Here is a 24,122-nt window from a genome sequence, read left to right as displayed (position 1 = left end):
GCTCAGCAGAGTCTCCCATTGCGTTTGTTCGTTGAGTGGCGTTTCAGTCCAAATACACAACCAATAAATCTGCCTCAATCGCATTGGCTAAAGTTGGTATTGAGGAAAACAGACGACTCATGAACTTATGATGATGCCCACAAACCACTAGGTCGATGTTATGTTCCTTCGCGATACCGGCAAGCTTGATATGCAAATCCCCGATGACAACCATGGTCTCGGCAACCGGATAGTCACTTTGCTCGGCTAAAGATTGAAGCTCTTGCATTAGCTTCCGTTCGTCCTTCGATTCCAACGCGACTCTGTCGTGATCGACAAAAACAAAAGAAAGTTTACTGTTTGCATCTTTTGCAATCGAGATAGCTTTATCTATCACCGCTCGACTTGAATCCGATAAATCTACTGCCACCAATATGTGCGCATAGCTCATGATATTCTCCCACTGATTTATCTAAGTTAAGTCTAGCACCACAGGGGAAGCTAACAGCCACCCCCCCATACGCTACAAACACTGCTGCTTGAGCCAATTGGTTAACTTCATGATTTCTGGCTGACGAGCACGATTCTTTTTATGCACAAAGTAAAAGCTGTCTCCCGTGTCCAAACCATGGGAAGGGATGTACACCAAGTCCTGAGCCTTATCTCGCTCATTCAACATGAAGTCATTGGCGAACGTGATGCCTTGGTCATAACGCGCGGCCTCGATAGCAAGTAGCATGTGACTAAAATGTTGTATATCCACATCCTTCGGCAACTCATACCCACCAACTTTGCACCACTCTGTCCAATCTTTGCCACGCTCACGATAGATTGAATCGGTAGACAGAATAGGATATTGCCAAAGCGCTTCTGGCAATGGTTGATCTTGGATTTCCTTCCAAAGGTTGAGACTGCAAACCGGATATAAAGTCTCATCATACAAACGCACTGCCATGTAGTTACGCTTTGGTTTTTGTACCGTAATAAAGCAATCGCCCACACTGTCGGTTTGCTCTGGATCGCCTGCTACCATATTCAAAGTAAGCTCGATATCAGGATGTAATCTTTTAAAGTCAGCAAGGCGTGGTATCAACCATTTCACGGCCAATGAACTATAGATCGCCAATCGCAGACTGCCTTTGTCACCTTCACGCACCTTTTGGCTTGCCATGGCGATTGAATTGATGGCAGGACTAATGTCTTCAAGGTAACAAGACCCCGTTTCCGAGAGTGATAACTTACGTCCCTGGCGAATGAACAAGGCCTCCCCGAGATAATCTTCAAGCAATCGAATCTGATGACTCACTGCACTTTGGGTCACGTTGAGTTCTTCTGCGGCGAGAGAAAAGCTCAGATGACGAGCAGCCGATTCAAAACAGTGTACCGCTCTTAAAGGTGGCAACTTCATTATCTAAAAATCTCATACTTAATCTAATAAATATCATTTTACTTCATCCTATGACATCCCCTACTCTTTGGCAAAGAAACCAGAGAAGAATAAAGTGAAAGTCACATCTGTCGGCGTAGCGATGCTGCTATTAATTGTTGGTAACCTAGTTGCGGTACTCTCAGACGCTTTGATCAAAAGTGTCGGTAATGAGGTGCCGGTTTTTCAGTTCGTGTTTTACCGACAGCTATCTGCTGTAATGATGTTATTGCCAGTGTATCTACTGACTAAGCAAGCACCATTAATGGAAGGCTTTAAGTGGCATGCGGTACGGGCACATATCTGGTTATCGGGGGCGATTTTCATGGTTTTAGCCATCTCGTCGATGCCACTCGCAACCGCTAATGCGATCTTCTATACCGCGCCGTTGATCATGCTGCCACTGGCTGCAATATTCTTTGGGGAAAAGCTTTCCGCGCAATCTATTGCTGCGGCTGTGATGGGCTTTGCCGGAGTGATTGTGATTATTCGTCCAGACCAAATTGATTGGGCAGCGCTGTCTGCATTGGTCGTTGCGGTCACACTCGCTATCAACAACCTACTGATCCGTAAGCTACCACAAAATCAATCGGTGCCACATACGCTACTGATGACCAACCTAGCGGGCATACCTGTATCGCTGTTATTAGTGTTTATTGAAGGCGAAACGTGGGATTGGCACTCATTTCCTGTTGCGGCGGGCTCAAGCTTGTTCATTATGATTTATGCCGCAACTTGTGTACTGGCTTATCGCTCTATCGACAGTAACAAGGTTGCTAGCGCAGAATACAGCGGTTTGATTGGCGCCGTGATTGTGGGATTGATTTGGTTTGGTGAAGTACCTGATGCCTTTATGGCAATTGGTACAGTAATGATTGTCGTGCCTCTGATTTGGCTATCCAAATGCGAGCGCAGAAAACAAAAACAAACCGCAAAACTTGCAGAAGAGCAACAGCACCATCAAGCGCCTATGGCGTAGTCGAAACCGAAACAAGGGGCAATTCACTGTCCCTTGCTGTTTGGTCTCAACTGCTATAGTTAATTCTGTAAAAAGTAAAACTAGGGCAGCATGAATTCGTCATCATCTCATCAATCTTTGTTCTTCTAATGCTTATTGGGCGTTCGTTCGCCCTTGATGCAGTTCATTTCCTGCCTCTTATCGAGGTCTTGTGCATGCAAAACGTATTTAAATCTACACTTCAACACACAGTCATTTCAGTACTTTTTCTTCTTTCCTTATTCAGTAGCGTTTCTTTGGCCTCTCCTATTAAAGTAGGTACTTATCCCTGCCCTCCCTTTGTACTTGCTTCTTCCGATACCCAACTGAGTGGACTGAGTATTGAACTGTGGGAACGCATTGCGAAAAGCATGGAGGTTGAATTCAGTTTCGAAATCCTTCAACTCGATGAACTCCTTCATGCGATCGAAAACAAGCAAGTCGACATCGGCGTTTCGTGCATTTCGATCACACCAGAGCGTGAGTTATTCGCCGACTTTTCTCACTCCTTTTATGAAACCCACCTTGCTATCGCCGTGAAGAAGCAAAGCTACCTGCATACCTTGCAATCGATTTTTTTAAACCCCGCGTTGTGGTTAATCATCGGAGCCATTGTCATCACCGCAGGGGTGGTTGGCGCATTTTTCTACCTATTGGAGAAAGGAAAGAACGAAAAACTGTATTCGATGAAGAGTAGAGTAGGCCGTTGGATAGAGAGTTTTATTTTGGGCTTGCTCTTCATCACGCGTGGACCATTCAATTACTTTGAATTTAAGAGCTTAACCGGACGTATTGTTACCGTGCTCATTGGCGTATTTAGTATGCTCTTTATCGCCAGCATTACTGCCGTATTAGCCAGTAAACTCACCCTCAGCCAGGGGTATTCACAAATAAAAGGAATAAACGACCTCGCCAACGTGCAAGTTGGGGCTAAAGATGCAACCACCTCTTCACTGTTACTTACTAGCTTTGGCATTCGCCATAAGCGCTACGATGATATGCCAGAATTGCTTCAAGCCTTAGAAAGGGGAGAAGTTGAAGCCATTGTCGGGGATGATGTGATACTTAAATACATGATCGGCAATGGAAGAGTAAGTGGACAGTTCGAAAAACTAGAAGTATTACCTTATCAATTAGAAAAACAAAACTATGGCTTCATCATCACCGAAAACAATCAACATGAAGAAGAAATTAATCGCGCATTATTACAGATTAGAGAATCGAGAGAGTGGCGAAAAACCTTAGTCGATTACTTTATTGAGAAGTAGGTCATAGATATCAAAAAGCCCTTTGTTAATCAAAACAAAAAGCTTTTTGAATTCAATCATGTCAGCAATTATTGTGGGAGAATCACTTTGCCATCTTGGATTGGGAAGGTTTTCCCCGCAGGCTTACTTTGCAAACGCACTGTCGTTGGCGTACCAGCCACCTCATACGTTACATTGTAACCCATAACCTTTTCAGATGCGGTGTATTCTGTGTGACATTTCTTTTCGGTGGTCGTAACGACATCACCTTTTTGTACATTATCTTGGATCTCACGACCAGCTAATGCACCAGCAATCGTACCGGCAGCTGTCGCAATCACTTTACCTGAACCACCGCCAATCTGATTACCAAGCGCCGCTCCTGCTGCTGCACCCCCTACGGTACCCAGTAACTTGTTTTCATCTTTTGGTTGAACCTGATGCGTCACCACCACGTCTTTACACACTTGGCGCGGTTTTTTTACCGTTTCCGTCACTGCATCAACCATCGTGATATTTGCTTCCGTCGGCATTGGTGGCATTTTGTCTTTACAACCAACTAAGACAGCAACAACCACCGCTGCAATTGCAATAGATTTAATATTCATGATTCCCATCCAATATGGTTTTCTCTATTTTTCAGTATGGTAAATCGAAAATTTAAATCCGCATCAGGAGACGACAAGGCCTATGTCATTAACAAGTAAAAAACCGCATGTTATAAAAAATTGGTCAGAAGTTGATACGAAGACTGTCAGCCTATCTGCCTTCGTATCACTGAGTTCAATAGCTGTACTAAGAGGAAAGTCATCCACTAATGAATAATGCTAACTACGCAGGCACCATCCAACGAGTCCAAAACGCCAACAACATCGATGCACACAAAACCCAAACTAAAGTGGCCGAGGTTAACGTACCAACTAAGCTCAAGCGATAGCTAAAGTAGAACACCGAAATCAAATAAGCACTATATGGAATCAATGAATAGATCCCAAACAGTGCCGTTTCGCGTAGCGCTTCCATGTCACGCTCTGTCCCTACAATAAAATGTGCAATTAAAGCAAACGTAGGGAAAAGCGGAATCAAGCCCGCGATATAGAAGCTTTTTGATTTTGAAAGCAGCGCAATCAGCATTACTGCCGCTGCGCCTAGCAAAGATTTAAGAAATAAACTGGTCATCATTTTACGCCAAACTTAAAAACAGCTCATCGTCTGTTAGGTACTTATGACGGTGGCTCAAATTACGCAGATGCATAAACATAAAGTCAGGAAAGCCTGGCGCGATGATTCTATTGGGTTCCCAAAAGATGCCACCGACAAACACATAGCGTCCCTGATTATCATCATCGTGCAAAGGATTATTAAGCGGGGTAGACAACTCTGCTCGGCAACCTTCAACCACACAAACGATTTGCCCCTTGAAGATACCCACAACACGTTTGACAAGATTCGCTTTGATACCACACTTCCACGCTTGACGCGTTGCCAGTTCGTAACCGTGTTTTCTTATCGTTTTTTTCTGCAAGTGTACAACCAAGTTCATCATTCTTTCCTGATTCGTCTTTGTTTGTACTATAACCAAATTACCCTCTAAGGTTGCCGATATAAATTTATCGAAACCATAGAGGGTGATGATTAAATTCGAACTGAATTAGAAACTTTTTATCTATGCATCAATCAGATAGTTATCACCTTCTTTTTCAAGCCGGTCAAGTAAAGTTCGGCACTCATCAAGGTCAAGTGACAGATCAAAACGACGCTTTAGGTTCATTAAAAAGAAGATGTCTTCACACATCGCTTTTTCTGGCTCATCACTGATCTTCGCCACAGGAGAACCATTGCATGACACCATTTTGATCACGATCGACAGCGGTTTGTAGGGAATTCTCTGGGCATTCACATAATCACCCATGTCATTGGCAAGCGATGTACCAATACCGAAGCTTACTTGCACACGGTCTTGAAAGTACTCGCAGATATCGAGGGCTTGTTCGAAGTTAAGGCCATCCGTAAACACTAAAGTTTTGGTCATCGGGTCGATACCAAGAGACTGGTAGTGCTCAATCATCTTCTCACCCCACGTGTACGGACAACCACTGTCATGGCGTACACCAACGTAAGCCTTACTCAGTTCTTCATCGAAGTCCTTCAAAAAGGCATTAATACCAATGGTATCAGTAAGAGCAATACCTAACGCGCCCTTAAACATCTCTTGCCAGCGTTGCAACGCCACTTTCTGAGAGTCACGTACATTCACTAACGCTTGGTGTCCCATGAACCATTCGTGTGCCACCGTGCCAATCGGCGTGAGATCGAGCTCTTTAGCCAAGTGGTAATTACTGGTTCCAGTTAGGCAATTAGGCAACTCTTTGCTCAAGTACGCTAACATCAAACGCTGAGCTTGAAATGAAAAGCGACGACGCGTCGACATATCCGCAAATTTGAAATTAGTGATATTACGACGTTTCAGTTCAGTTTTGAGATGACTAACTTTCTCTGCAAGAACGGCTTGGAACTGCTCGACTGGAATGTCTGACCAACGTACACGGCTGCGCACTTCAGAAACAATACTCATGATGATCGTTTCGTAGAGAATGGTTTCTCTCCATAGACCATTGATGGTGATACGTAATTGGCTTGAGCCATCGGCCATGCTCTTGATATTGAAAGCAACATCACGCTGAGGATTAAAACGAAATGCATGCAGACCATCGAGAAATTCTGGAGAAAGGTAAGGCGCGACGCGCTTCATGTACTGAATTTCTTCGCTGGTAAAGCAGACGTCTTGCAGCTTAAGTACTTCCGCTTTTACTTCTGGCAATAATTCAGATAGCTCCTCATTACTGCGCACAATGAACTTGTAGGACACCATCGCATCTGGATATAACACCGCTACGGCGCTCATCATATTCACTTTGTATACGTCGAAATCTAACGCACTTTGAATGATACGAGACGAAAATAAATTGGTGGTCATTCTGAGCCCTTCTACACGCCCTTTTTCGTTTATACCCAAGTACCATCAGCATGGTGCAAGCCGTATCTTATTGTTTTCCCAATTAAGTTCTAAAAACGTTCTCAACAAGGCACACTTAGGTATATAACTTATTGTTACTAACTGAATTGCGTAAACAATAAACACCCACTTAAGGTTTGTCAACCTTTGTTACTAACCACTTATTTTTATGGTTTTTTTATGCGCAACCATCCTTCAGTTACTGTGGATAACTTAACCATTCAAATATCGTTATGTTTGATAATGATAATAAATGCTTGCAAAAAACGTTTCTAACAATAAGTTACTTACCCATTGATCGACTGCTTGTTATGCGCTAGATTACTCACAAATCAATCTCAGGACACCATCATGATAGTCACCGTCGATATCATTCCATTTAGGTTATCAGGCCGCGCTGATAAAGGACTGGAAGTATTGCTTATCAAGCGTTCGAACCCTGATCGCCCTTACCATGGCGTATGGGCTTTGCCTGGTGGATTCGTTTTTGATAAAGATATGACCCAAGCAGGTGGCCGCCCAGCAGATGAAAACTTCGAAGCGGCTCGCCGTCGTATCTGCCGCGAGAAAATTCACACCTATCCACGTCACTTCAGCGAAGCCTTCATTGACGGGGACCCAAAACGCGATCCAGAAGACTGGAGTTTGAATATCACCCACTATGCGCTAGTCGACGGCAATAATATCGAACAGATCAGCAACGCTGGCGTAGCAGAATGTCACCTCAAGTGGTTTTCACTACGAGCAATTCTCGATGGAGAGGAAAGCCTTGCATTTGACCACCAGAACATGATTGAGAAAGCATGGCAGAAGTTACGGGCCTCTATCGAGTACACCTCTGTCTTATTGTTTGCACTCGACAAAGAGTTTTTGGTCGCCGATATCATTGCCGCTTACCAAGAGTTTGGTATTGATATCAGTCGAATGACGATCAAACGCCGCTTGGTTGACTCTGGCGTACTCAAACCAACCAACAAAGTCGCGTCCACCAACAAAGGTAAAGGCGGTAAGCCTGCCATGGTGTACACCCTTGCAAGCGACGAAGTGACTTTTTTCCAAAACTGCTTGCGTGGCTAACGCAAACATAGAGCCAGACAAGGAGTCTGCCATGACAGTTCGAGTAAACTACCAAACCACCGCTGTGATCGACGTGGATCCTGAGAAAGGGTTCACCGAACTTTGCCCTGACGAACTGCCAGTAACAGGCGCATTAGAAATCGTTCCAGAACTGCAAAAGAACCACACGAAGGGGCGCTTAAAATTAGTCAGCCGAGACTTACACCCGCCCAAAGCAGCGTGGGATGCAGAAACGCCAGCCAATATGCTTGAGCCTGTAGGCCTACCAAACGTGGACATTAAGTGGAACCGCCACTGTGTGCTTGGCACAACAGGTGTAGAACTGCTTGATGGTTTACCACCCGTGCTTGAATACGATTTCCAAGTGAACAAAGGCATGGAGCCAGACGCACACCCTTACGGGATTTTCTTCCATGATGCGGCCGACACCAAAACGACCGGAGCGAATGAGTACCTTAAGTTTCACAACATCGACACGCTCGTAGTCGGCGGCTTGGCGTTAGACTTCTGTGTCAAGACATCGGTTATTCAAGCGCTCAACTTAGGCTTTAGCGTGATTGTCAATCTAGCGTCAACTCGTGCAGTACTGCCAGACACAGTAGATTCGGTCATTGCTGAGTTGAAAGAAAAAGGGACGATATTCGTCGACAACGCTGACGAAATCCTTGTGGAAAAACTTGCGTAGTTCTCCTTGCTGCAATTTGCCCTGTGGCGATTAAAAAACGGTCCAACTTATCTGGACCGTTTTTATATTTAAGGAAAGCTCAGCGAGAAATCACTGAATCACACCACATACAATGCGTGCTCCACCACCGCCAAGTTTAGCCGGATGATCAGAGTGATTATCACCACCCGCATGAATCATTAAGGCTCGCCCTTTGACATCCGCCTGTTTTACACGAGGCGCCAATACTGGCTGATCCGCCACACCATCGGCATTAACATATAACGCTGGTAAGTCACCTAGATGGTTACCATTCGTCCACGGGAACCCATGCTTGCCTGTTTCTTCTGGATCATAGTGACCACCAGCACCACCACCCAATACGGTTTTGCCATCTTTGGTGCTGCTTTCACATGAACCGGTCGCATGCAAATGAAAACCGTGCACACCGGCAGGCAAACCTTTTAAATCGGGGGTAAATACCGTGCCGTATTCACTCGAACTGATCGTGACCATACCAGCCGATTTCCCCGAACCTAGATCGGTCATTTCCACAGAGAGAGGCTCCGCCAATACAGAGGTCGAGAGAAACATAAATGCCGCAAGTAAAGTGTTTGTTCTCATATCTTGAACGTCCTATTCCGTTGTAATTATTGGTACCAAACGATAAGTGACACGTAAGGAGTGCTGTGTGGGCTCCAACACGCTATATTCGCCATGAATTGCGGCAAATTGCTTCAAGTTTAGACCTACCTCTCCGAAAGTTCAGACGAAATGTCGCCCAATGTTTCGTTTGGTGACTCCAAATCCGCAGCTTGCTGGCTAAGGCTTGCTTGATGTCGAAACGCACTTCAAGTCGCGTATCGTTATCATCACTTTGCAAGGCGATGGTCGCGCCATGTATGCGCTTTGGGTAGCCTTGCTGCTCAAGGAAGTTCAAATCTTGCCTGATACTCGTTATACCGTTAACTCAGACGGTTACCATCCGGATCTAATACGCCGCTTTCGTAGTAACCATCGCCTGTTTGTCTCGGATCGTCGATCCATTGATAGCCATCACCCACCAAGGTTTTGGTTAATTGATCCACAGCCTGTTCTGAACCTAATGCAAAAGCAAAGTGCGCTAACCCTGTGACCTGCATCACCTGAAGTTTCTCACAGGCGGTCACACCTTCCATCGACATCAACTCCAATCGTACGCCACTTTCAAACGAAAGAAGGCAAGACGAAAACTGCTTGTTTGGGTAGTGATTTTTATCGTTAGAAACCGCATTAAAGTATTTCTCATAGAAAGCTGTTAGCTCTTCCAAACGTTCTGTCCAAATAGCGATAGGTTCAATTTTCATTAGGATTCCCCTTAGCTCTTAACTGCGCTCAATCTAACGAGGAAAGGCAGCACAAAAAAGAGAGCAAATCACAACGAGTGGTTCCTATTTTATGTCTGAGCTGCTCATTCGATAGGTTATTAACGCTATGGTTGGAGTTGTGTTTGAGCGAAAGTGATGCCCATAATGGCGCAAAGTTTTTCAGGACAGAATGATGGAAGAAATTTACTTCGCAGGCGGCTGCCTTTGGGGCGTTCAAGAATTTATGCGCCACCTGCCGGGCGTAATCAGCACCGAAGCTGGACGCGCAAACGGAACAACGGATAATACCCAATCCGAATACGATGGCTACGCAGAGTGCGTAAGAACGCAGTTCGATCCTGAGCAAGTTTCAGTAGAAACCTTAATGGGATATCTGTTTGAGATCATCGATCCTTACAGCATTAACAAGCAAGGTGAAGACGTAGGTGAGAAATACCGCACTGGTGTTTATAGCCAAAATGAACAACACCTAACCATCGCGAAAGCATTTATCGCAGCAAGACCAGATACCAATAAGATCGCTGTAGAAGTACTGCCACTCACGAATTACTTGCCAAGTGATGATGAGCACCAAAACCGACTTACGCGCTTCCCAAATGACTACTGTCATATCCCGTTAGATTTGCTGCATAAGTACAAGAATCAGTCTTAATGGATCAGCTCAATCTACAGCGTGACAACCCCTCCTAATCTCCCCTTGGCTTCAAATTCGGAGCTTAAATTAGCCAATGTGTATCAAGGGGAGGAACTGTCCGAGATCACTCGTCGGCTTGCGCAATCCATCAATCATTAACCAAATGAAAACCGCAACATTAATTACATTTACCTCAATACTTCAGTACCTATGAGTCAAAAATGATTACAGAACTAACAAACGTCAATTTAATTAAAGGCAACCTTTAAGCAAATAATAAAAAATAAGTCTTTCAACAGCAGGCACAAATGCTATTAGAAAATAACCGAATCAGCAGCAAAGAGGCTTTTTTAACCGACATCGATGCCGTAACATGTTGTCCATCTGGCGTAGCACACACATTTATGACAACGAGAGCATTAGGAAAAGCAGGTGCAGCTGCAAGTCTGAAAATCAAAGTCGAAACACAAGGTGAAAACGGTATCCAGAACCGCATCACTGACCTAAATGTAGCAAACGCGAACGTTATTGAGTGTTCAACCAAAGAAGCGATGCGTAACGCAGCGACTCTTATTGAAGCTTAAACCTTAAGCATCTCTCCTAAGAGCCATTTCCCCTAAAGGGCTCTATTTAATCATGCGGTTCCCCGTCACAAGTCTCCGGTCACCTGATACAGGTCTATACTTAAAATATGCTGTATAAGGGGAGCAGGTCATGGACTTTACAGAAAAACTCCGTTTGCGTGGCAAAGCTGAGGAAGACCGATTCTTCGCTGAGTTAGATCGCCAACTTATCGAAGCAATGCACGAAAAGCAGAAGCGTGAAAACGCCCCGCCGCAAGAATCGACCGACAACTCACACTTTCAAGAAAAATAGTCAGTCACTAAATTCGCCTCTATATGATATAGAAGATAAGCATTCCCCATTAACTCAAGGATTACTTAATGAGGCTCCTCCCTCTCGCTTTATCCATTCTCTGCACCGCATTATTTCCGCCTACTACAGCACTGGCCTCTGAACGCGCAGAGCAAGGCTGGCAACTGATAGAACAAGGTGCGATGATTGTCGATGTGCGAACCCCACAAGAGTTTTCCGATGGGCACCTGGACAACGCAGTAAATTACCCACTTTCGGAGTTGGACAAACACTTTGCTAATGTCGATAAAGACACGCAGATCGTGCTTTACTGCCGAAGTGGTGCTCGCTCAGGCAAAGCATATCAACACCTAAAGTCACGAGGTTTCAGCAATCTTCATAACGCTGGTGGCTTCGCTGAAATGCAAGAAGCAAAATAGCGCAATTGCTCTCATTGAACAAAAAATAGCACACTACAATGTGTGCTTTTTATGCCTGTGTATTGATACCAAACCACCTGCGTGCTCTTCTCTTAAAAAGTATCAACAAACCCTGAACAGTTTGAGTTTTAAAAGAGAGAAATTCTCAGCTTTTTTCAAACATCCCCACGGCTTTCATCACTCCAGACATGAGCGAAGTGGAATCCGCTTTCTTTGATGAGCTTTGCATGACCTGTGGTTTTGGCGTAAGCGCTCGCGCAACTCTTCCAGCGCTTATTGGGTAGAGGATAATTCGGCTTGTTGGTTATTACTCATATTCAGTCTCTATATCACCATCACGATGAGTGATTGGATTATCAGCTAACCTTCTTACTGGATACCGTTACTTACCATCTAAAAACCAGATACATCGTTAAGATCGGAAAAATGCAATAAGACTAAACAAAAGTTGTATATTTGCGGCTCACCTCATATCCACATCCCTCTAAACCACATTCTCACGTCAATACGATCAACCAAATACAGTGAAAACACTGATATTACAACTGGTTATACTGGCACCCTTACAATATTCGTATTGCCTTCTGCTTTTATCAAGCGATACATTTCATCAAAATCACACCTGCAAACGCACAGCAATCGGTTAGATAAAGGACTAAAAATGAAAATAAAAATGACCAGCTTACTCCTAGCCTCACTCACCCTCACAGGATGTGGTGGAGGATCCAGCTCAAGCAGCAGCAACACAGGCGGAAATAACGGAAATGAGACCGACAAAACACTCATAAACTCACTCGAGTTTGCCGACCAAAACCTGCATAAATGCGTAATGGCGGAAGCCGAGAATCGGGATCTCACCTACGCCGAGGAGATCTACACACTTAACTGTTCAGAACTTGGTATCAATACTATTGATGGCATTGAGCAACTCACAGAACTCAGCTCTCTCGATCTTATTAACAATAACTTACAACAGCTTGATCTAAGTAAAAACTCTGAGTTGTGGTACGTTGATGCACAGCAAAATGAAATCTACAGTGTCACGCTGCCACACTCAAATCAGTTGCAGTTCCTAACACTGACAGAAAACGCATTGCAAACGATCGATATATCAAGCTCACCAAATCTAGAGCGGCTAACATTAGCAAACAATAAGCTGAGTAGTATCACATGGGGTGATGATCATAGTGCAATGACTCATCTCGACATTGATATGACTCTGATCCGAACGCTTGACCTATCATTAACACCAAACCTATTCGATTTATCTGCAGATTCAATACCGTTAAACGATCTCCAAACCGTGCCATTAAATAAACTGGATACTTTAGATTTGTTTAATACCGATATTGATGTGGAATTAAGTCATTTCCCAAATGCGCGAGCCTTCACCTTAACACCGCTGACCGACACCATCGATTTAAGTGGCAATTCCGAGCTGAAATCTCTCGGGGTGTATGGTGAAGCATTAACCTCCATCGATATTGCCAACTTAACTAAGCTTGAGCGCTTGGTCATATGGACCGAAAATGTGACCGATATCGATCTCAGTAGCAATGTCGAACTTACCAACCTAACTATCGGTCCGCTTAGCCTAAACGTTCTTCATATCGACAACTTAAACAAGCTTGAAGAGGTCGACGTTTCCTCGGCCACGCTTTCACAAAGTACTATCGATTACCTACAAGCTCAAAGCGTATCGAAAGGATTTAGCCTAACGCTTTTACCATAACGTCTCACTGTCATGGTTTCGTCATCGCAGGGCAGCGAGGCATAATTCACTTGTGCCACAGTTAAAACATAGCGATGCCTACAATTCTTGTGTTAACTCGTCTTAGAGACATGTTCACTCACCATCTGATAGGCAGCAAGCTTGCAGCATTGAACGATATTTCACCACCAATGTTTAGATTGAACGCTTTGGCTGAATTTTCGTAGATAAAGGGCTATTTTTGCCGCCTAGCGCCTATAAAGCTCAACCATTTCCTCCCTTTTTGTTGTAAAAATCCCTACGATATTAACGTGAGCTATATCACCTTATGAATGAATGAGCTAGAATGGCGGCCACATTCAATATGACCTTTTTTAACAGTATCTCGAAAGTGAATTAAGATCTTGTTATTAAAAGAAATTTACTTCGAGGGCACTGCTATGATAGGTACAAATAACATCACCATGCAATTTGGCGCTGAGCCACTGTTTGAAAATATTTCAGCCAAGTTCGGTAACGGCAATCGCTACGGCCTTATCGGCGCGAATGGCTGTGGTAAATCAACATTCATGAAAATCCTAAGCGGAGCATTAACACCAAGTTCAGGTAACGTTTCTATTACCCCGGGATTAAAGCTCGGCGTATTGAGCCAAGATCAGTTTGCCTTTGAACAGTACAGTGTGATTGACGCCGTGATCATGGGTGATCGTAAACTATGGGAAGTGAAGCAGGAGCGTGACCGCATCTATTCATTACCAGAGATGAGCGAAGAAGACGGCATGAAAGTAGCAGAGCTTGAAAGCGAATTTGCCGAAATGGATGGCTACACCGCAGAGAGCCGCGCCGGTGATATTTTGCTGCAAGCGGGTATTGAAGAAGAGTTGCATTTTGGCCTGATGCAGCAAGTTGCACCTGGTTGGAAACTGCGTGTGTTATTGGCACAGGCACTGTTTGCAAACCCAGACATTTTGCTGCTTGACGAACCAACCAACAACTTGGACATTCATACCATCAACTGGTTGGCAGAAGAGTTAAACCAGCGAAAGTGCACGATGATCATCATCTCACACGATCGCCACTTCCTAAACTCGGTATGTACTCACATGGCGGATATCGATTATGGCGAGCTGCGCATTTATCCAGGAAACTATGAGTACTTCCTTGAAGCGTCAGGCTTACGTCGTGAACAACTCCTTGCTTCTAACGCAAAGAAAACAGCAGAAATTAATGAACTGCAAGAGTTCGTAAACCGATTTGGCGCAAACGCTTCAAAAGCAAAGCAAGCCAGTTCTCGAGCAAAAAGAATGGATAAAATCCAACTGGACGAAGTGAAATCAAGCAGTCGAGTCAGCCCATCCATTGATTTTGGTGAAGGTAAAAAACTGCATCGCTTAGCGCTTGAGCTGCAAGATCTTGGTCATGCCTTTGGCGACGAACTGCTGTTTGAAAAAGGTAATTTACTGCTGGAAGCAGGTACGCGCCTGGCGATTATCGGTGAAAACGGTGTCGGTAAAACGACCTTACTACGCTGCCTCGTCAACGAATTAGAGCAAACCCAAGGCGTGGTGAAATGGTCTGAGAACGCATCAATTGGCTACTGCCCGCAAGATAGCAGCGCAGACTTTGATAATGACCTGACGATTTTTGAGTGGATCTCCCAATGGCGAACGGTGAAGCACAATGATTTAATGGTGCGTGGTATTTTAGGTCGCTTATTGTTCACCGCAGATGATGCCAATAAAAAAGCCAGAAACTGCTCTGGTGGTGAGAAGAACCGCTTACTATTTGGTAAGCTGATGATGCAGGATATCAATGTACTGGTAATGGATGAGCCAACCAACCACATGGATATGGAAGCAATCGAAGCACTAAACAGTGCATTAAAAACTTATACAGGCACGTTGATCTTTGTCAGCCATGACCGCGAGTTTGTCTCATCACTTGCCACTTCGGTTATTGATGTGAAAGATAAAAAATTGGTGAGCTTCCAAGGTACGTTCGATGAGTACATGGCCCATCAGCAAAAGGTGCTTAACGCTGCGTAATGAAACGCAACGACGCCAAAGAACAGCGAATAACCAGACGGGAATTAAACGTCGAATTGCATAAAATAGATGCTGGCTATTCGCCGTAATGAATTAATCTATACCTTAGAAAGGTATGGTGGTAAGCCGAAGAGCACCACTGATAAAACTGAGGAGCTGCTCATGAACCATGAGTTTATGACTGAAGAAGAACGTATCGAATTACAGCAGAATAACCCACTGCACGGTCTTAAATTAGAAGATATGTTGAAGCAACTGGTTGACCATTATGGCTGGGAAATTCTTGATACAGCAATGCGTATGAACTGTTTCAATACCAACCCAAGTATTACTAGTAGCGTCAAATATCTGAAGAAAACTGAGTGGGCTCGCGAGCGTGTAGAGAACTTTTATCTATACCGCTTTAAACGCATGCCTAAAGCATCAGAGTATGAATACAACCTTCCACCGCGTGCTCGTACTTTCCCACATGGTTTAGAGCCACGTGAGCCAATGGAACTAACGGTAGAATCGATTTTAGCTTCGCAGGCCAAGGCGGCTTCAGCACATAAAGAACGTGCGTCAAAGCAGCGTGCTGAACGCGCCCATTTTCATCGTCGCCGATAGTTTTTTTAGTCATTCTTACAGAAAAAATCTCTGATAACGTGCTCTCGAGAGTGATTTAATTGATTGAATTAGAAAGTCAAACATTGCTGTTTGGCTTTTTTTCAGCATCACAAATGGTGCATTACATACATCAGTACTACCTTAGCTCAACTCTAACGTCATAAATTGGCTATTGGGGTCGAATTCATAATCCGCAAACGGCTCACAGTAAATAAAGCCATGTTTTTCATACAAGGTACGAGCTGGCCTGAAAAATGCCATCGAACCGGTTTCTAAACTCAGGCGTGTTACTCCTTTTAGCTTTGCTTGCTCGATAACGTGAATCAGCAACTGGGACCCCACGCCTTGGTTTCTCGCCGCAGGCGTGGTACGCATGGATTTAAGTTCAGCATGTTGTTCGTCCAGCTTTTTAATCGCCACACAACCAAGTAACTCTTCATCTTTCCATCCGGTCCAAAACGTGACTTCTGCCGTTTTGAGTTTGTCCAAATCTAACGCGTGCACACTTTCTGGTGGCGAGGTGGCATACATATCTTGCAAATGTTCTTCTAGCAGCGCGATAACTTCTGATCTTTCTAAATTGTCGACTTCAATCTTCACATAGCCTCCTTAGGTTGCGCTTATTAATCATTCAACTGCACTGAATTTATTCCATAACCTAAGCTGAAACAACCTATTACTAAGCCCTAATTAGATCACTTGTCGCATGATGTGCTGAAGTCCAACATGGCCACCGTGATAAACAGCGCTTGTTATGACAGACGGCCGCAAACCAATAAAAAATAAAACTTTCCTCTCAACTTCTCTCCCATCATCTATGCTTTTGTTAGGCACTTGTTTTCACAACACTTTGGACGTGAACCATACCGAACAAACTGGCGACTTATATTGATGAGAAATTTAGATTGGTAATTTCTGTAAAACTGAATCCGTAACGAGGTTTTCTAGTTTAGCGTTTTTGTCATTTATCCCCCACGCCATAAGTAACGAGGATAGAGTGAATAATTGGGCGCATTTACTCGATTTGGTTTGGGCAAAGGACTTACAAGCCAACTCTTTTCAATCGCAATATCCGCCTCAATGATTTTTTCAGAACGAAATCCTGATTATTGATTGTTTACATTCATCTACTACAACCATACCCCAGAGCTAACTTTGACACGATGAACGATAAAAGCAAATTCGCCACAAAAGTAGCGCTTAGCCTGACTCTGGCTTATTTGATCCCGTTTGCCCTGGGTTGGCCGCAAGCCTCTACTGCCGCCACCACCGTGATGCTGATAGCTTGTACCGGCAGTCGCAGAGAATCTCTGGCAAAAGGGACACTGCGTGTGATCGGGACTTTAGTCGGCGCTGTCATCGGTTTGCTGTTAGTAGGCATGTTTGCCCAAGAGCGCCTGATGTACATGCTCAGCGTTTCTGTCGTGGTCTCCTTTATTTTCTATTTCCGCAATGCGTACCAGAAAGACCCTACGTTGCTCATGCTGACCGGTGTGATGACACTAATGATGTCTAATGGCGGGGACGCTGAAGGCGCGTTCCTTTACGGGGTTGATCGTGCCTACATGACGATATTTGGCGTTGTGATGTACACCTTAGTCGGAACCTTCTTATGGCCAATCAAGACTGAACAGAATCTACGCCAGATGATGGAGCAACTCAACCACGCTCAACATGCCCTATTTTCAGCGATTCTGCACAGTGTTGACGGAGATAAAGAATCAGCCTCTTCAGAACGGAATCAAAACGAAAAAGATCAAGAGCCCAAGCCCACCATCGAAGCGCTTCTAGACCAAGTGTTCACTGCACAAAATGCACTGGAATTGCGGTTTGCAACCGTCAGTGCTGAATGCAGTGATGTCTCGGCTTATATTAAAGAGTGGCAACTCGCCGTTCATTTCAATAAACAAATCACTCAAGAACTGAGCGTTGCCGCACACCGCCACTTCAGCCATCAACAAGACCGACATTTTATCAATAACTTCGATGACGGCATCGAAGAAATTCAAGCTCTGTTTAAACGATGCCAAGAAATGTGGGACAACGATGGACCGGCTTATCGAACACAAGCCTTTAACGTCGATTACAACGAAGAAGCACTAGCAAGAGCGTCGCACCTAGAAAAAGGGTCAGCCCTAACACTTGGCCATTTAATTAATCTGATGCACCAAAGCTTGTCACGATTAGCGGAAAGCATCAGTTGTATTGATTCTGTTACCAACAGCATCTCGTTCCAACAAGCGCTGCCAAAACAAAAAAGCAAATTTCTTTGGTGGGACGCAGAAAACTTTAAAACTGCGGTCAAAACATTGACCACCTATTGGATTGCTGGTCTCATTTGGATCTATTTCAATCCTCCCGGTGGCTACTCATTTGTCACCTTCTCCACCATTTTTATGTCGCTGCTGTCATTCGTACCCGTTCACCCAGTGGTACTATTGATATTATTTACGTTTGGCTTCCTATTTGCGGTGCCTTCGTATGTCTTCATTTTACCGGGATTAGAGCTGGGAGCAGAATTAGGGGTGTTCATCTTCCTCTACACCTTTGTCGGCTTCTACCTATTTAAAGGTCCCGTCACCATCTTCTATATGATTGGTCTGTTTGTACTCGGACTCGATAACAACATGACCTATCACTTCGGTATTTTAATGACGATTATGACCTTGTTCTATATGGTGGTGTTCATGATCATTTTCGCTCACTACTTCCCGTTTAACTCTCGTCCAGAGCATCTATTCTTAACCTTAAAGGAACGCTATTTCCGGCACGTGAGGGAGTTGTTTATCTGTTATCACGAGCAATCTGAATCGACCTATAAAGAAAGCAAACGAGCACTGCATCTGATAACGCTCAATGTGTCTTCAAAAAAGCTCAAAGCGTGGGGATCTAAAATAAACCACAAGTTATTCAATAAAACACCACCAGAAGCGATTGGTGCTTTCAGTAAATCGTGTGATGCATTGAGCAACCACATCAACATTCTGGTTGCGGCAGAACAGAAGCTAACAAGTAACCGACTCATCAAACAATTACGTAATCAACACCGAGATACCATATTACCTTTGATGGCAAACGCGCTTGCGAGCCCCAAGACAACCACTGAACTCGATTCTGTGTTTGAACAATACAGTGAAGCTTACCAATCCTTTGAAAATAAACTGGAAGATTTCTTTAGTGAGTTGGATTTATCTGACTACGCTTATTCAGAGATAGCCGGTTTTTATATCTTACTGAATCTAAAACGGAACGTATTCGAAGCAATGACACAGTGCAAACAAACCTATGAGGGCATTGATTGGGTGAACTTACGTCAAAAACGGTTCTAACAGTGAGGATTTGATGCCAGTAATAACTAAACCAACCCTCGCGATACTCACTTTACTTGGGCTCAGTGCGTGTACCACAGTAGGGCCGGATTACGTCCCCCCCAAACAACCCACTCTGCCTAATAATTGGTCACTAAAAACCTCCATTCAAAGCACTCAACCGTCAGAGCGAGAGCTACAACAATGGTGGCAACAGTTTAATGATCCGACACTCAATCAGTTAGTAGAGATAGCGAATCAACAAAACCTCGACCTAGAAGCTGCCGGGCTACGTATCGTACAAGCTCGTTCACTTTTAGGCATTTCAACCGGGTTGCAATACCCACAGGTGCAGACAATTTCCGGGAACTTAGCTCGGGCATACATCAACGACCAAGGGGTAAACAATGCCGCTTTTTCGTTCGATGCTGGGTGGGAAATAGACGTTTGGGGAAAGTATGCACGTGGGATTGAATCCGCTGAAGCAGGCTACTATGCATCTATCGCTTCCTACCAAGACATCATGATAACCATCACGGCTGAAGTTGCGAGAAATTACATCAACTATCGTACGTACCAAGAGCGTATTCTACTTTCTCGCCGCAACATTGAGATTCAAGAGCGGGTAACCCGTATTACTCAAATACAGTTTGATTCCGGCAACGTTACCGAACTTGACGTTCAACAAGCAAAAAACCAGCTGTACAACACCAAAGCGGCGCAACCGGCTTTGGAAATCGCCATGAAGCAAGCCCGTACCGCATTAGCATTATTACTCGGTGTATTGCCAGAAGAGGTCGAGGCGTTACTGACGTCGGATAACTTTAACCAACGCATGGCGGAATACGAAAAACAATTTAAATCATCAGGAAGAAAGCCTGCGCAATCCGATAATAATGCCTACTCGATTGTACCTCGCCCACCGTATTTAGATGGCAAAGTTAATGCCAACTTGGTTATGCGCCGCCCAGATCTACAAGTATCTGAAATGCAAGCTCGCGCTCAAAGTGCGAAAATTGGCGTTGCTGAATCAGCACTATATCCCAGCTTTTCGCTATTTGGATCCATTGGAATTGATAGTACGGTCCCTGATGGAAACAGCTTTAGCTTCAGTGACTCACTGACTATGGTGGTTGGCCCAAGTTTCAGTTGGAATATATTCCAATATGGTCGGGTGAAAAATAACATTCGTTTTGAAGATGCACGCTTTCAAGAAACCCTCACCAACTACAACAAGAAAGTCCTACAAGCCGTTAATGAAGTGACTAATGCGCTAGAAGCATACGATTTGTATCTCGAGCAAAAATCATTGCGCCTGCAATCGGTAAACGCCTCAATTCGCGCATTTAATATCTCCATGATGCTGTATGAAAACGGCCAAATCTCCTTTGAGCGCTTACTTAAGTCCTTAGAAAGCATGACGCGAGCAGAAGACAGTTACGCAACCATCAAAGGTAATGTGGCCAACCAAGTGATCGCGCTTTACAAAGCGCTAGGTGGTGGCTGGGAAACAGAAACTGGCAAACCTTTCTTATCAGAAGCCGTCGCGAGGCAAATGCAAGACCGCAGCGATTGGGATGACTTGCTAGACGAAGAAGAACGCCTCCTTCCGCCGCTTCTTCTCGATACACCATCAGACAAAGCGAAAACGGATAGCTCCCAACAACATAGGGAGGAGCCATAATGCCACATGAACTCTCTTGGGGTGACGTGTATTTCTCTCCTTTGTTATTGGTCCTATTTTTAGCGGTTACTGCAACATGGATAACGGTGATCATTTTAAACAAAACACGTCTGTCTCGCTTCATTGCGTTTCCGTCCCTGACATTTATTGCCATCATGGTGTTGTACGTGGTGGCCATCGACCATTTATATATACAGTTTTAGGTGCCCAGCAAGATGAAAAAACTACTCGTTATTGCACTCAATTTGGTCATTCTTGGTGGCGCGGCATGGTTCGGCTATCAAAAATTCGAAGAGTATTTTAATAACCCGTGGACGCGAGATGGGCAAGTGCGCGCTAATGTCATCAAGATCGCGCCACGTGTATCTGGCCCTATCATTCAGGTTGCTGTACAAGATAACCAATCTGTACAAAAGGGAGATTTGCTGTTCGAAATCGATCCCACGACCTATGAAGTCGCCCTGTCCCAAGCCAATGTGTCGTTAGAAAAATCGATTGTTAGCTCTCGCGGGAAAAAGATCGAGTACGACCGTTTGAAGGACATTCGAGCCAAAGATCATGGTGCCGTTTCTCATAAGGATCTGATTCGCCGTGAAATTGCTTATCAAGAATCGTTATTACAAATTGAATTGGCCGAGGAGAAACTGAAGGCTGCACGTCTCAATCTAAACTACACCAAGGTCTACGCATCCGTAGATGGTTTCATTTCAAATCTCGACATTCGTGACGGCACTCAAGCGGTCGCAAACCAACCGCTCGTCGCCCTTGTTGATAAAAATAGCTTCTGGGTATTTGGTTTCTTTCGCGAAAATCAACTCGCTCAAATACAGCCTGGTAACGACGCGCGCGTCACTCTAATGTCACATCCAGATACCCCGATTGACGCCACGGTGGAGTCTATTGGGTGGGGGATTGCCCCCAAAGATGGCACCGTCGGATACAACCTTTTGCCAAACGTGAACCCGGTATTCCAATGGATTCGTTTGGCACAACGTATTCCCGTACGAATTTCGCTACGAGAACTTCCTGAAGACATTGATCTTCGATTCGGGCTTTCTGCGTCTATCATGGTGATGAAAGAGTCATCACAAGAGCAAGAATAAGGATTGAACAGGAATAACCATGGCTATTGGCAAAAAACTCAAAAATATCAACGAAGAAAACAACTTCTTCTACCTGACCTTAGCGCTCATAGCGCTGTTAATTGGCGGTGCATTTGTCCAAGTTGTCGGCGAAGGAACGATGGAATATCTACTTCAAGGATTTACCATTTTAACCTTCATTGTCTGTATGGCCAGTTTGCGCTTCGATAAAAACTGGTCGCGTTTTCTTTATAGTTTGCTCGGCACTTGGGTAGTTGTCATCATCATACAAGTGCTTTTAGGCATAAAAGAGATGGATGTAATAATGCTCGCTCTCACTTTTGCGTTCTTCTTTGGCACATTCAAGTCCATCGCAAGGCAGATTCTCTTCACCGGACATATCAACACCAACAAAGTGATTGGTTCTGTTGCTCTATTTTTGCTTCTTGGCTTGATGTGGGCAATTGCCTACCTCATTTTACTTGAGTTCTCCCCTAACTCTTTTACAGGAATGGAAGCCATCTCCTGGGGGCAGAACTTCTCCAACGCAGCATATTTTAGTTTCGTCACTCTAACCACGCTTGGTTATGGCGATATCAGTCCTACTACACCTCTAGCGCAAGTCATCGTCTATCTAGAGGCGATTGTAGGCGTATTTTATATGGCGATTGTTGTTTCAAGTCTCGTCAGTTCCAACATCGAACAGCAGGTAAGCAAAAATGGATAAACAATCGGAAAAAAATGAAAGTAAGGTTTTCATCAGCAACATGGTGGAATCCGCAATACGCATTGGTTTGATATTGATCTTACTGATGTTTACCTATGACATTATTAAACCCTTCATCTTACCCGTCATTTGGGGGGCTATCATCGCAGTCGCATTGATGCCCATTACCCAAAAACTTGAACGTGTCTATGGCGGAAAGCGAGGACTGGCTGCCACCACGATTGCGCTGCTCGGTATCGCCCTTTTGGTTACTCCTTTGGTGATGGTGTCGGGTTCTATTGTCGATGGCGCCACTCACACACTCGACGTGCTGCAAAATGGCGAAATTAACATTCCGGGACCGAAACCTTCCGTGGCGGAATGGCCGCTAATCGGTGACAAGCTTTATGACGTATGGAGCTTGTTCGCCACCAACCTAGAAAAAGCCATCCAAACGTTTATGCCGCAGATCAAATCAGGTTTAACGTCACTTCTGGGCATGGTAGGGAGCGCTCTGGGCAGTTTGTTACTTTCTATTTTGTCCCTTGCGATTGCTGCCGGTTTTATGGCGTATTCTGAGCCTCTTGCTTCTGGGCTAAAAACCATCGCAGTGCGTACCGCTGGTGAGAATGCCAAAAGTTGGACCACGCTTATCGCTGCCACCATAAAAAGCGTATTACTCGGCGTTGTCGGAGTGGCAGCAATTCAAGCACTGTTAATTGGTGCAGGTTTTTTCTTCTTCGACGTACCAGCAGCTGGCCTACTCACGTTGATCTTGATGATTCTTTGTATTGCTCAGATCCCAGCACTACTGCCACTCCTTCCTGTCATTGGCTATATGTACATGACCAACGACACGACCACAGCAACGCTGTTCACCGTATGGGTTGTAGTGGCGGCACTGTCCGAAAATCTGTTCAAACCTATGCTGATGGGACGTGGCGTCGACGTGCCAATGCCCGTGATTTTGCTCGGTGCAATCGGTGGTATGTTGATCTATGGTATTGTCGGATTGTTCTTAGGCGCTGTTATTCTCGCGATCTGGTATGAACTATTTGTCTGGTGGCTAGACATTGAAAAAGCACAACAGCAAGAGGGTCAGAGCAAACCCAAAGAAAAACCATCAGAAGAAGCTGATTCTGGTCACGGTGCCGGTATTTAATCATTAAGCAATTTGCAACAAACCGCTGTGAACCAGCGGTTTGCGCTATTTAGTTTACCGTTTTGCCTGGTCAAATAAGATTAAAATGACATTCTTGTTAAATTTTCATTCTTCTT

General features: G+C 44.5%; 25 protein-coding genes and 2 pseudogenes. 17 read left to right on the top strand and 10 right to left on the bottom strand.

What is annotated here, in order from left to right:
- Positions 1 to 43 precede the first annotated feature (43 nt).
- Positions 44 to 430 (bottom strand): universal stress protein, encoded by a 387-nt coding sequence (locus AK965_RS11020; protein ID WP_099079656.1) that lies wholly within the window; start codon positions 428 to 430, stop codon positions 44 to 46.
- 72 nt (positions 431 to 502) lie between these two features.
- A complete protein-coding gene (locus AK965_RS11015) occupies positions 503 to 1,387 on the bottom strand; it encodes a LysR family transcriptional regulator (protein WP_099079655.1) in 885 nt (294 codons plus the stop codon).
- Between the two features lie 94 nt (positions 1,388 to 1,481).
- Between AK965_RS11015 and AK965_RS11010 the strand changes: the two genes are divergently transcribed.
- The gene (locus AK965_RS11010) at positions 1,482 to 2,384 is read left to right on the top strand and encodes a DMT family transporter (protein WP_099079654.1); all 903 of its coding nucleotides are present in this window, start codon (positions 1,482 to 1,484) and stop codon (positions 2,382 to 2,384) included.
- 194 nt (positions 2,385 to 2,578) lie between these two features.
- Complete coding sequence (locus tag AK965_RS11005; RefSeq protein ID WP_099079683.1) at positions 2,579 to 3,670, top strand: transporter substrate-binding domain-containing protein; 1,092 nt, start codon at positions 2,579 to 2,581, stop codon at positions 3,668 to 3,670.
- Between the two features lie 68 nt (positions 3,671 to 3,738).
- Here the strand turns inward: AK965_RS11005 and AK965_RS11000 are convergent, their stop codons facing one another.
- From AK965_RS11000 to pncB, 4 genes are all read right to left on the bottom strand, one after another.
- Positions 3,739 to 4,257: a glycine zipper 2TM domain-containing protein gene (locus AK965_RS11000; RefSeq protein ID WP_099079653.1), complete on the bottom strand. Its 519-nt coding sequence runs from the start codon at positions 4,255 to 4,257 to the stop codon at positions 3,739 to 3,741.
- A gap of 223 nt (positions 4,258 to 4,480) precedes the next feature.
- Positions 4,481 to 4,828: a GlpM family protein gene (locus AK965_RS10995; RefSeq protein ID WP_099079682.1), complete on the bottom strand. Its 348-nt coding sequence runs from the start codon at positions 4,826 to 4,828 to the stop codon at positions 4,481 to 4,483.
- Between the two features lie 4 nt (positions 4,829 to 4,832).
- Positions 4,833 to 5,192 (bottom strand): acyl-CoA synthetase, encoded by a 360-nt coding sequence (locus AK965_RS10990; RefSeq protein WP_099079652.1) that lies wholly within the window; start codon positions 5,190 to 5,192, stop codon positions 4,833 to 4,835.
- Between the two features lie 123 nt (positions 5,193 to 5,315).
- Positions 5,316 to 6,626, bottom strand: coding sequence for a nicotinate phosphoribosyltransferase (pncB, locus tag AK965_RS10985; RefSeq protein WP_099079651.1), 1,311 nt, complete (start codon positions 6,624 to 6,626; stop codon positions 5,316 to 5,318).
- A 390-nt stretch (positions 6,627 to 7,016) separates the two neighbouring features.
- Between pncB and AK965_RS10980 the strand changes: the two genes are divergently transcribed.
- Both AK965_RS10980 and AK965_RS10975 read left to right on the top strand, forming a co-directional pair.
- A complete protein-coding gene (locus AK965_RS10980) occupies positions 7,017 to 7,742 on the top strand; it encodes an NUDIX domain-containing protein (RefSeq protein WP_099079650.1) in 726 nt (241 codons plus the stop codon).
- 31 nt (positions 7,743 to 7,773) lie between these two features.
- Positions 7,774 to 8,427: a nicotinamidase gene (locus AK965_RS10975; RefSeq protein ID WP_099079649.1), complete on the top strand. Its 654-nt coding sequence runs from the start codon at positions 7,774 to 7,776 to the stop codon at positions 8,425 to 8,427.
- A gap of 90 nt (positions 8,428 to 8,517) precedes the next feature.
- Here the strand turns inward: AK965_RS10975 and sodC are convergent, their stop codons facing one another.
- The 3 genes and pseudogenes from sodC to AK965_RS10960 form a co-directional block, all read right to left on the bottom strand.
- Complete coding sequence (sodC, locus tag AK965_RS10970) at positions 8,518 to 9,030, bottom strand: superoxide dismutase family protein (RefSeq protein ID WP_099079648.1); 513 nt, start codon at positions 9,028 to 9,030, stop codon at positions 8,518 to 8,520.
- A 158-nt stretch (positions 9,031 to 9,188) separates the two neighbouring features.
- Positions 9,189 to 9,376, bottom strand: a pseudogene (locus tag AK965_RS20940) (DeoR family transcriptional regulator); the annotation flags it as partial.
- Positions 9,372 to 9,752 (bottom strand): VOC family protein, encoded by a 381-nt coding sequence (locus AK965_RS10960; protein WP_099079647.1) that lies wholly within the window; start codon positions 9,750 to 9,752, stop codon positions 9,372 to 9,374. The gene AK965_RS10960 and the pseudogene AK965_RS20940, both read right to left, overlap by 5 nt.
- A gap of 193 nt (positions 9,753 to 9,945) precedes the next feature.
- On the opposite strand from AK965_RS10960, the gene AK965_RS10955 reads away from it, so the two are divergent.
- From AK965_RS10955 to AK965_RS10930, 7 genes and pseudogenes are all read left to right on the top strand, one after another.
- Positions 9,946 to 10,425 (top strand): peptide-methionine (S)-S-oxide reductase, encoded by a 480-nt coding sequence (locus AK965_RS10955; RefSeq protein WP_099079646.1) that lies wholly within the window; start codon positions 9,946 to 9,948, stop codon positions 10,423 to 10,425.
- A gap of 338 nt (positions 10,426 to 10,763) precedes the next feature.
- Positions 10,764 to 10,991 (top strand): annotated as a pseudogene (locus AK965_RS10950) (PTS fructose transporter subunit IIB); the annotation flags it as partial.
- Positions 10,992 to 11,121: 130 nt separating this feature from the next.
- Positions 11,122 to 11,283 (top strand): hypothetical protein, encoded by a 162-nt coding sequence (locus AK965_RS20445; RefSeq protein ID WP_172438127.1) that lies wholly within the window; start codon positions 11,122 to 11,124, stop codon positions 11,281 to 11,283.
- A 68-nt stretch (positions 11,284 to 11,351) separates the two neighbouring features.
- Positions 11,352 to 11,702: a rhodanese-like domain-containing protein gene (locus AK965_RS10945; protein WP_099079645.1), complete on the top strand. Its 351-nt coding sequence runs from the start codon at positions 11,352 to 11,354 to the stop codon at positions 11,700 to 11,702.
- Between the two features lie 661 nt (positions 11,703 to 12,363).
- Positions 12,364 to 13,434, top strand: coding sequence for a hypothetical protein (locus AK965_RS10940; protein ID WP_143699943.1), 1,071 nt, complete (start codon positions 12,364 to 12,366; stop codon positions 13,432 to 13,434).
- 419 nt (positions 13,435 to 13,853) lie between these two features.
- Positions 13,854 to 15,458, top strand: coding sequence for an ABC-F family ATPase (locus AK965_RS10935; protein WP_099079643.1), 1,605 nt, complete (start codon positions 13,854 to 13,856; stop codon positions 15,456 to 15,458).
- Between the two features lie 177 nt (positions 15,459 to 15,635).
- The gene (locus AK965_RS10930) at positions 15,636 to 16,064 is read left to right on the top strand and encodes a VF530 family DNA-binding protein (protein ID WP_099079681.1); all 429 of its coding nucleotides are present in this window, start codon (positions 15,636 to 15,638) and stop codon (positions 16,062 to 16,064) included.
- A 141-nt stretch (positions 16,065 to 16,205) separates the two neighbouring features.
- On the opposite strand, the gene AK965_RS10925 is transcribed toward AK965_RS10930, so the two are convergent.
- Positions 16,206 to 16,664, bottom strand: a complete 459-nt coding sequence (locus tag AK965_RS10925) for a GNAT family N-acetyltransferase (RefSeq protein ID WP_099079642.1) — start codon at positions 16,662 to 16,664, stop codon at positions 16,206 to 16,208.
- Between the two features lie 563 nt (positions 16,665 to 17,227).
- Here AK965_RS10925 and AK965_RS10920 point away from each other — a divergent pair.
- The 6 genes from AK965_RS10920 to AK965_RS10895 are packed head-to-tail and all read left to right on the top strand — an operon-like array spanning position 17,228 to position 24,006.
- Entirely contained in the window at positions 17,228 to 19,393 is a 2,166-nt protein-coding gene (locus AK965_RS10920) for an FUSC family protein (protein ID WP_099079641.1), read from the top strand.
- A gap of 13 nt (positions 19,394 to 19,406) precedes the next feature.
- Positions 19,407 to 21,056: a TolC family protein gene (locus AK965_RS10915; protein WP_099079640.1), complete on the top strand. Its 1,650-nt coding sequence runs from the start codon at positions 19,407 to 19,409 to the stop codon at positions 21,054 to 21,056.
- A complete protein-coding gene (locus tag AK965_RS10910; RefSeq protein WP_099079639.1) occupies positions 21,056 to 21,259 on the top strand; it encodes a DUF1656 domain-containing protein in 204 nt (67 codons plus the stop codon). Before AK965_RS10915 ends, AK965_RS10910 begins: the two co-directional genes overlap by 1 nt.
- Positions 21,260 to 21,271: 12 nt before the next feature.
- The gene (locus AK965_RS10905) at positions 21,272 to 22,159 is read left to right on the top strand and encodes an HlyD family secretion protein (protein ID WP_099079638.1); all 888 of its coding nucleotides are present in this window, start codon (positions 21,272 to 21,274) and stop codon (positions 22,157 to 22,159) included.
- A 19-nt stretch (positions 22,160 to 22,178) separates the two neighbouring features.
- Positions 22,179 to 22,865: a potassium channel family protein gene (locus tag AK965_RS10900; protein WP_099079637.1), complete on the top strand. Its 687-nt coding sequence runs from the start codon at positions 22,179 to 22,181 to the stop codon at positions 22,863 to 22,865.
- The gene (locus AK965_RS10895; RefSeq protein ID WP_099079636.1) at positions 22,858 to 24,006 is read left to right on the top strand and encodes an AI-2E family transporter; all 1,149 of its coding nucleotides are present in this window, start codon (positions 22,858 to 22,860) and stop codon (positions 24,004 to 24,006) included. The genes AK965_RS10900 and AK965_RS10895 overlap by 8 nt, the downstream gene beginning before the upstream one ends.
- Positions 24,007 to 24,122 lie beyond the last annotated feature (116 nt).

Origin of the sequence: Vibrio sp. PID17_43 (assembly GCF_002608565.1) — a bacterium.
Lineage (GTDB): Bacteria > Pseudomonadota > Gammaproteobacteria > Enterobacterales > Vibrionaceae > Vibrio.
The sequence above is the reverse complement of the archived record's forward strand: the minus strand, read 5'-3'. Positions and strand labels throughout refer to the sequence as shown.

What these genes read in the sequence shown, in the direction of transcription:
- AK965_RS11020 (WP_099079656.1), bottom strand. Translation starts at nt 430, where the DNA reads ATGAGCTATGCGCACATATTGGTGGCAGTAGATTTATCGGATTCAAGT.
- AK965_RS10935 (WP_099079643.1), top strand. Translation starts at nt 13,854, where the DNA reads ATGATAGGTACAAATAACATCACCATGCAATTTGGCGCTGAGCCACTG.
- sodC (WP_099079648.1), bottom strand. Translation starts at nt 9,030, where the DNA reads ATGAGAACAAACACTTTACTTGCGGCATTTATGTTTCTCTCGACCTCT.
- AK965_RS10955 (WP_099079646.1), top strand. Translation starts at nt 9,946, where the DNA reads ATGGAAGAAATTTACTTCGCAGGCGGCTGCCTTTGGGGCGTTCAAGAA.
- AK965_RS10915 (WP_099079640.1), top strand. Translation starts at nt 19,407, where the DNA reads ATGCCAGTAATAACTAAACCAACCCTCGCGATACTCACTTTACTTGGG.
- AK965_RS10975 (WP_099079649.1), top strand. Translation starts at nt 7,774, where the DNA reads ATGACAGTTCGAGTAAACTACCAAACCACCGCTGTGATCGACGTGGAT.
- AK965_RS10905 (WP_099079638.1), top strand. Translation starts at nt 21,272, where the DNA reads ATGAAAAAACTACTCGTTATTGCACTCAATTTGGTCATTCTTGGTGGC.
- AK965_RS10960 (WP_099079647.1), bottom strand. Translation starts at nt 9,752, where the DNA reads ATGAAAATTGAACCTATCGCTATTTGGACAGAACGTTTGGAAGAGCTA.
- AK965_RS11000 (WP_099079653.1), bottom strand. Translation starts at nt 4,257, where the DNA reads ATGAATATTAAATCTATTGCAATTGCAGCGGTGGTTGTTGCTGTCTTA.
- AK965_RS10910 (WP_099079639.1), top strand. Translation starts at nt 21,056, where the DNA reads ATGCCACATGAACTCTCTTGGGGTGACGTGTATTTCTCTCCTTTGTTA.
- AK965_RS10900 (WP_099079637.1), top strand. Translation starts at nt 22,179, where the DNA reads ATGGCTATTGGCAAAAAACTCAAAAATATCAACGAAGAAAACAACTTC.
- AK965_RS10930 (WP_099079681.1), top strand. Translation starts at nt 15,636, where the DNA reads ATGACTGAAGAAGAACGTATCGAATTACAGCAGAATAACCCACTGCAC.
- AK965_RS10920 (WP_099079641.1), top strand. Translation starts at nt 17,228, where the DNA reads ATGAACGATAAAAGCAAATTCGCCACAAAAGTAGCGCTTAGCCTGACT.
- AK965_RS20445 (WP_172438127.1), top strand. Translation starts at nt 11,122, where the DNA reads ATGGACTTTACAGAAAAACTCCGTTTGCGTGGCAAAGCTGAGGAAGAC.
- AK965_RS11005 (WP_099079683.1), top strand. Translation starts at nt 2,579, where the DNA reads ATGCAAAACGTATTTAAATCTACACTTCAACACACAGTCATTTCAGTA.
- AK965_RS11015 (WP_099079655.1), bottom strand. Translation starts at nt 1,387, where the DNA reads ATGAAGTTGCCACCTTTAAGAGCGGTACACTGTTTTGAATCGGCTGCT.
- AK965_RS10895 (WP_099079636.1), top strand. Translation starts at nt 22,858, where the DNA reads ATGGATAAACAATCGGAAAAAAATGAAAGTAAGGTTTTCATCAGCAAC.
- AK965_RS10990 (WP_099079652.1), bottom strand. Translation starts at nt 5,192, where the DNA reads ATGAACTTGGTTGTACACTTGCAGAAAAAAACGATAAGAAAACACGGT.
- pncB (WP_099079651.1), bottom strand. Translation starts at nt 6,626, where the DNA reads ATGACCACCAATTTATTTTCGTCTCGTATCATTCAAAGTGCGTTAGAT.
- AK965_RS10940 (WP_143699943.1), top strand. Translation starts at nt 12,364, where the DNA reads ATGAAAATAAAAATGACCAGCTTACTCCTAGCCTCACTCACCCTCACA.
- AK965_RS10980 (WP_099079650.1), top strand. Translation starts at nt 7,017, where the DNA reads ATGATAGTCACCGTCGATATCATTCCATTTAGGTTATCAGGCCGCGCT.
- AK965_RS10995 (WP_099079682.1), bottom strand. Translation starts at nt 4,828, where the DNA reads ATGACCAGTTTATTTCTTAAATCTTTGCTAGGCGCAGCGGCAGTAATG.
- AK965_RS10945 (WP_099079645.1), top strand. Translation starts at nt 11,352, where the DNA reads ATGAGGCTCCTCCCTCTCGCTTTATCCATTCTCTGCACCGCATTATTT.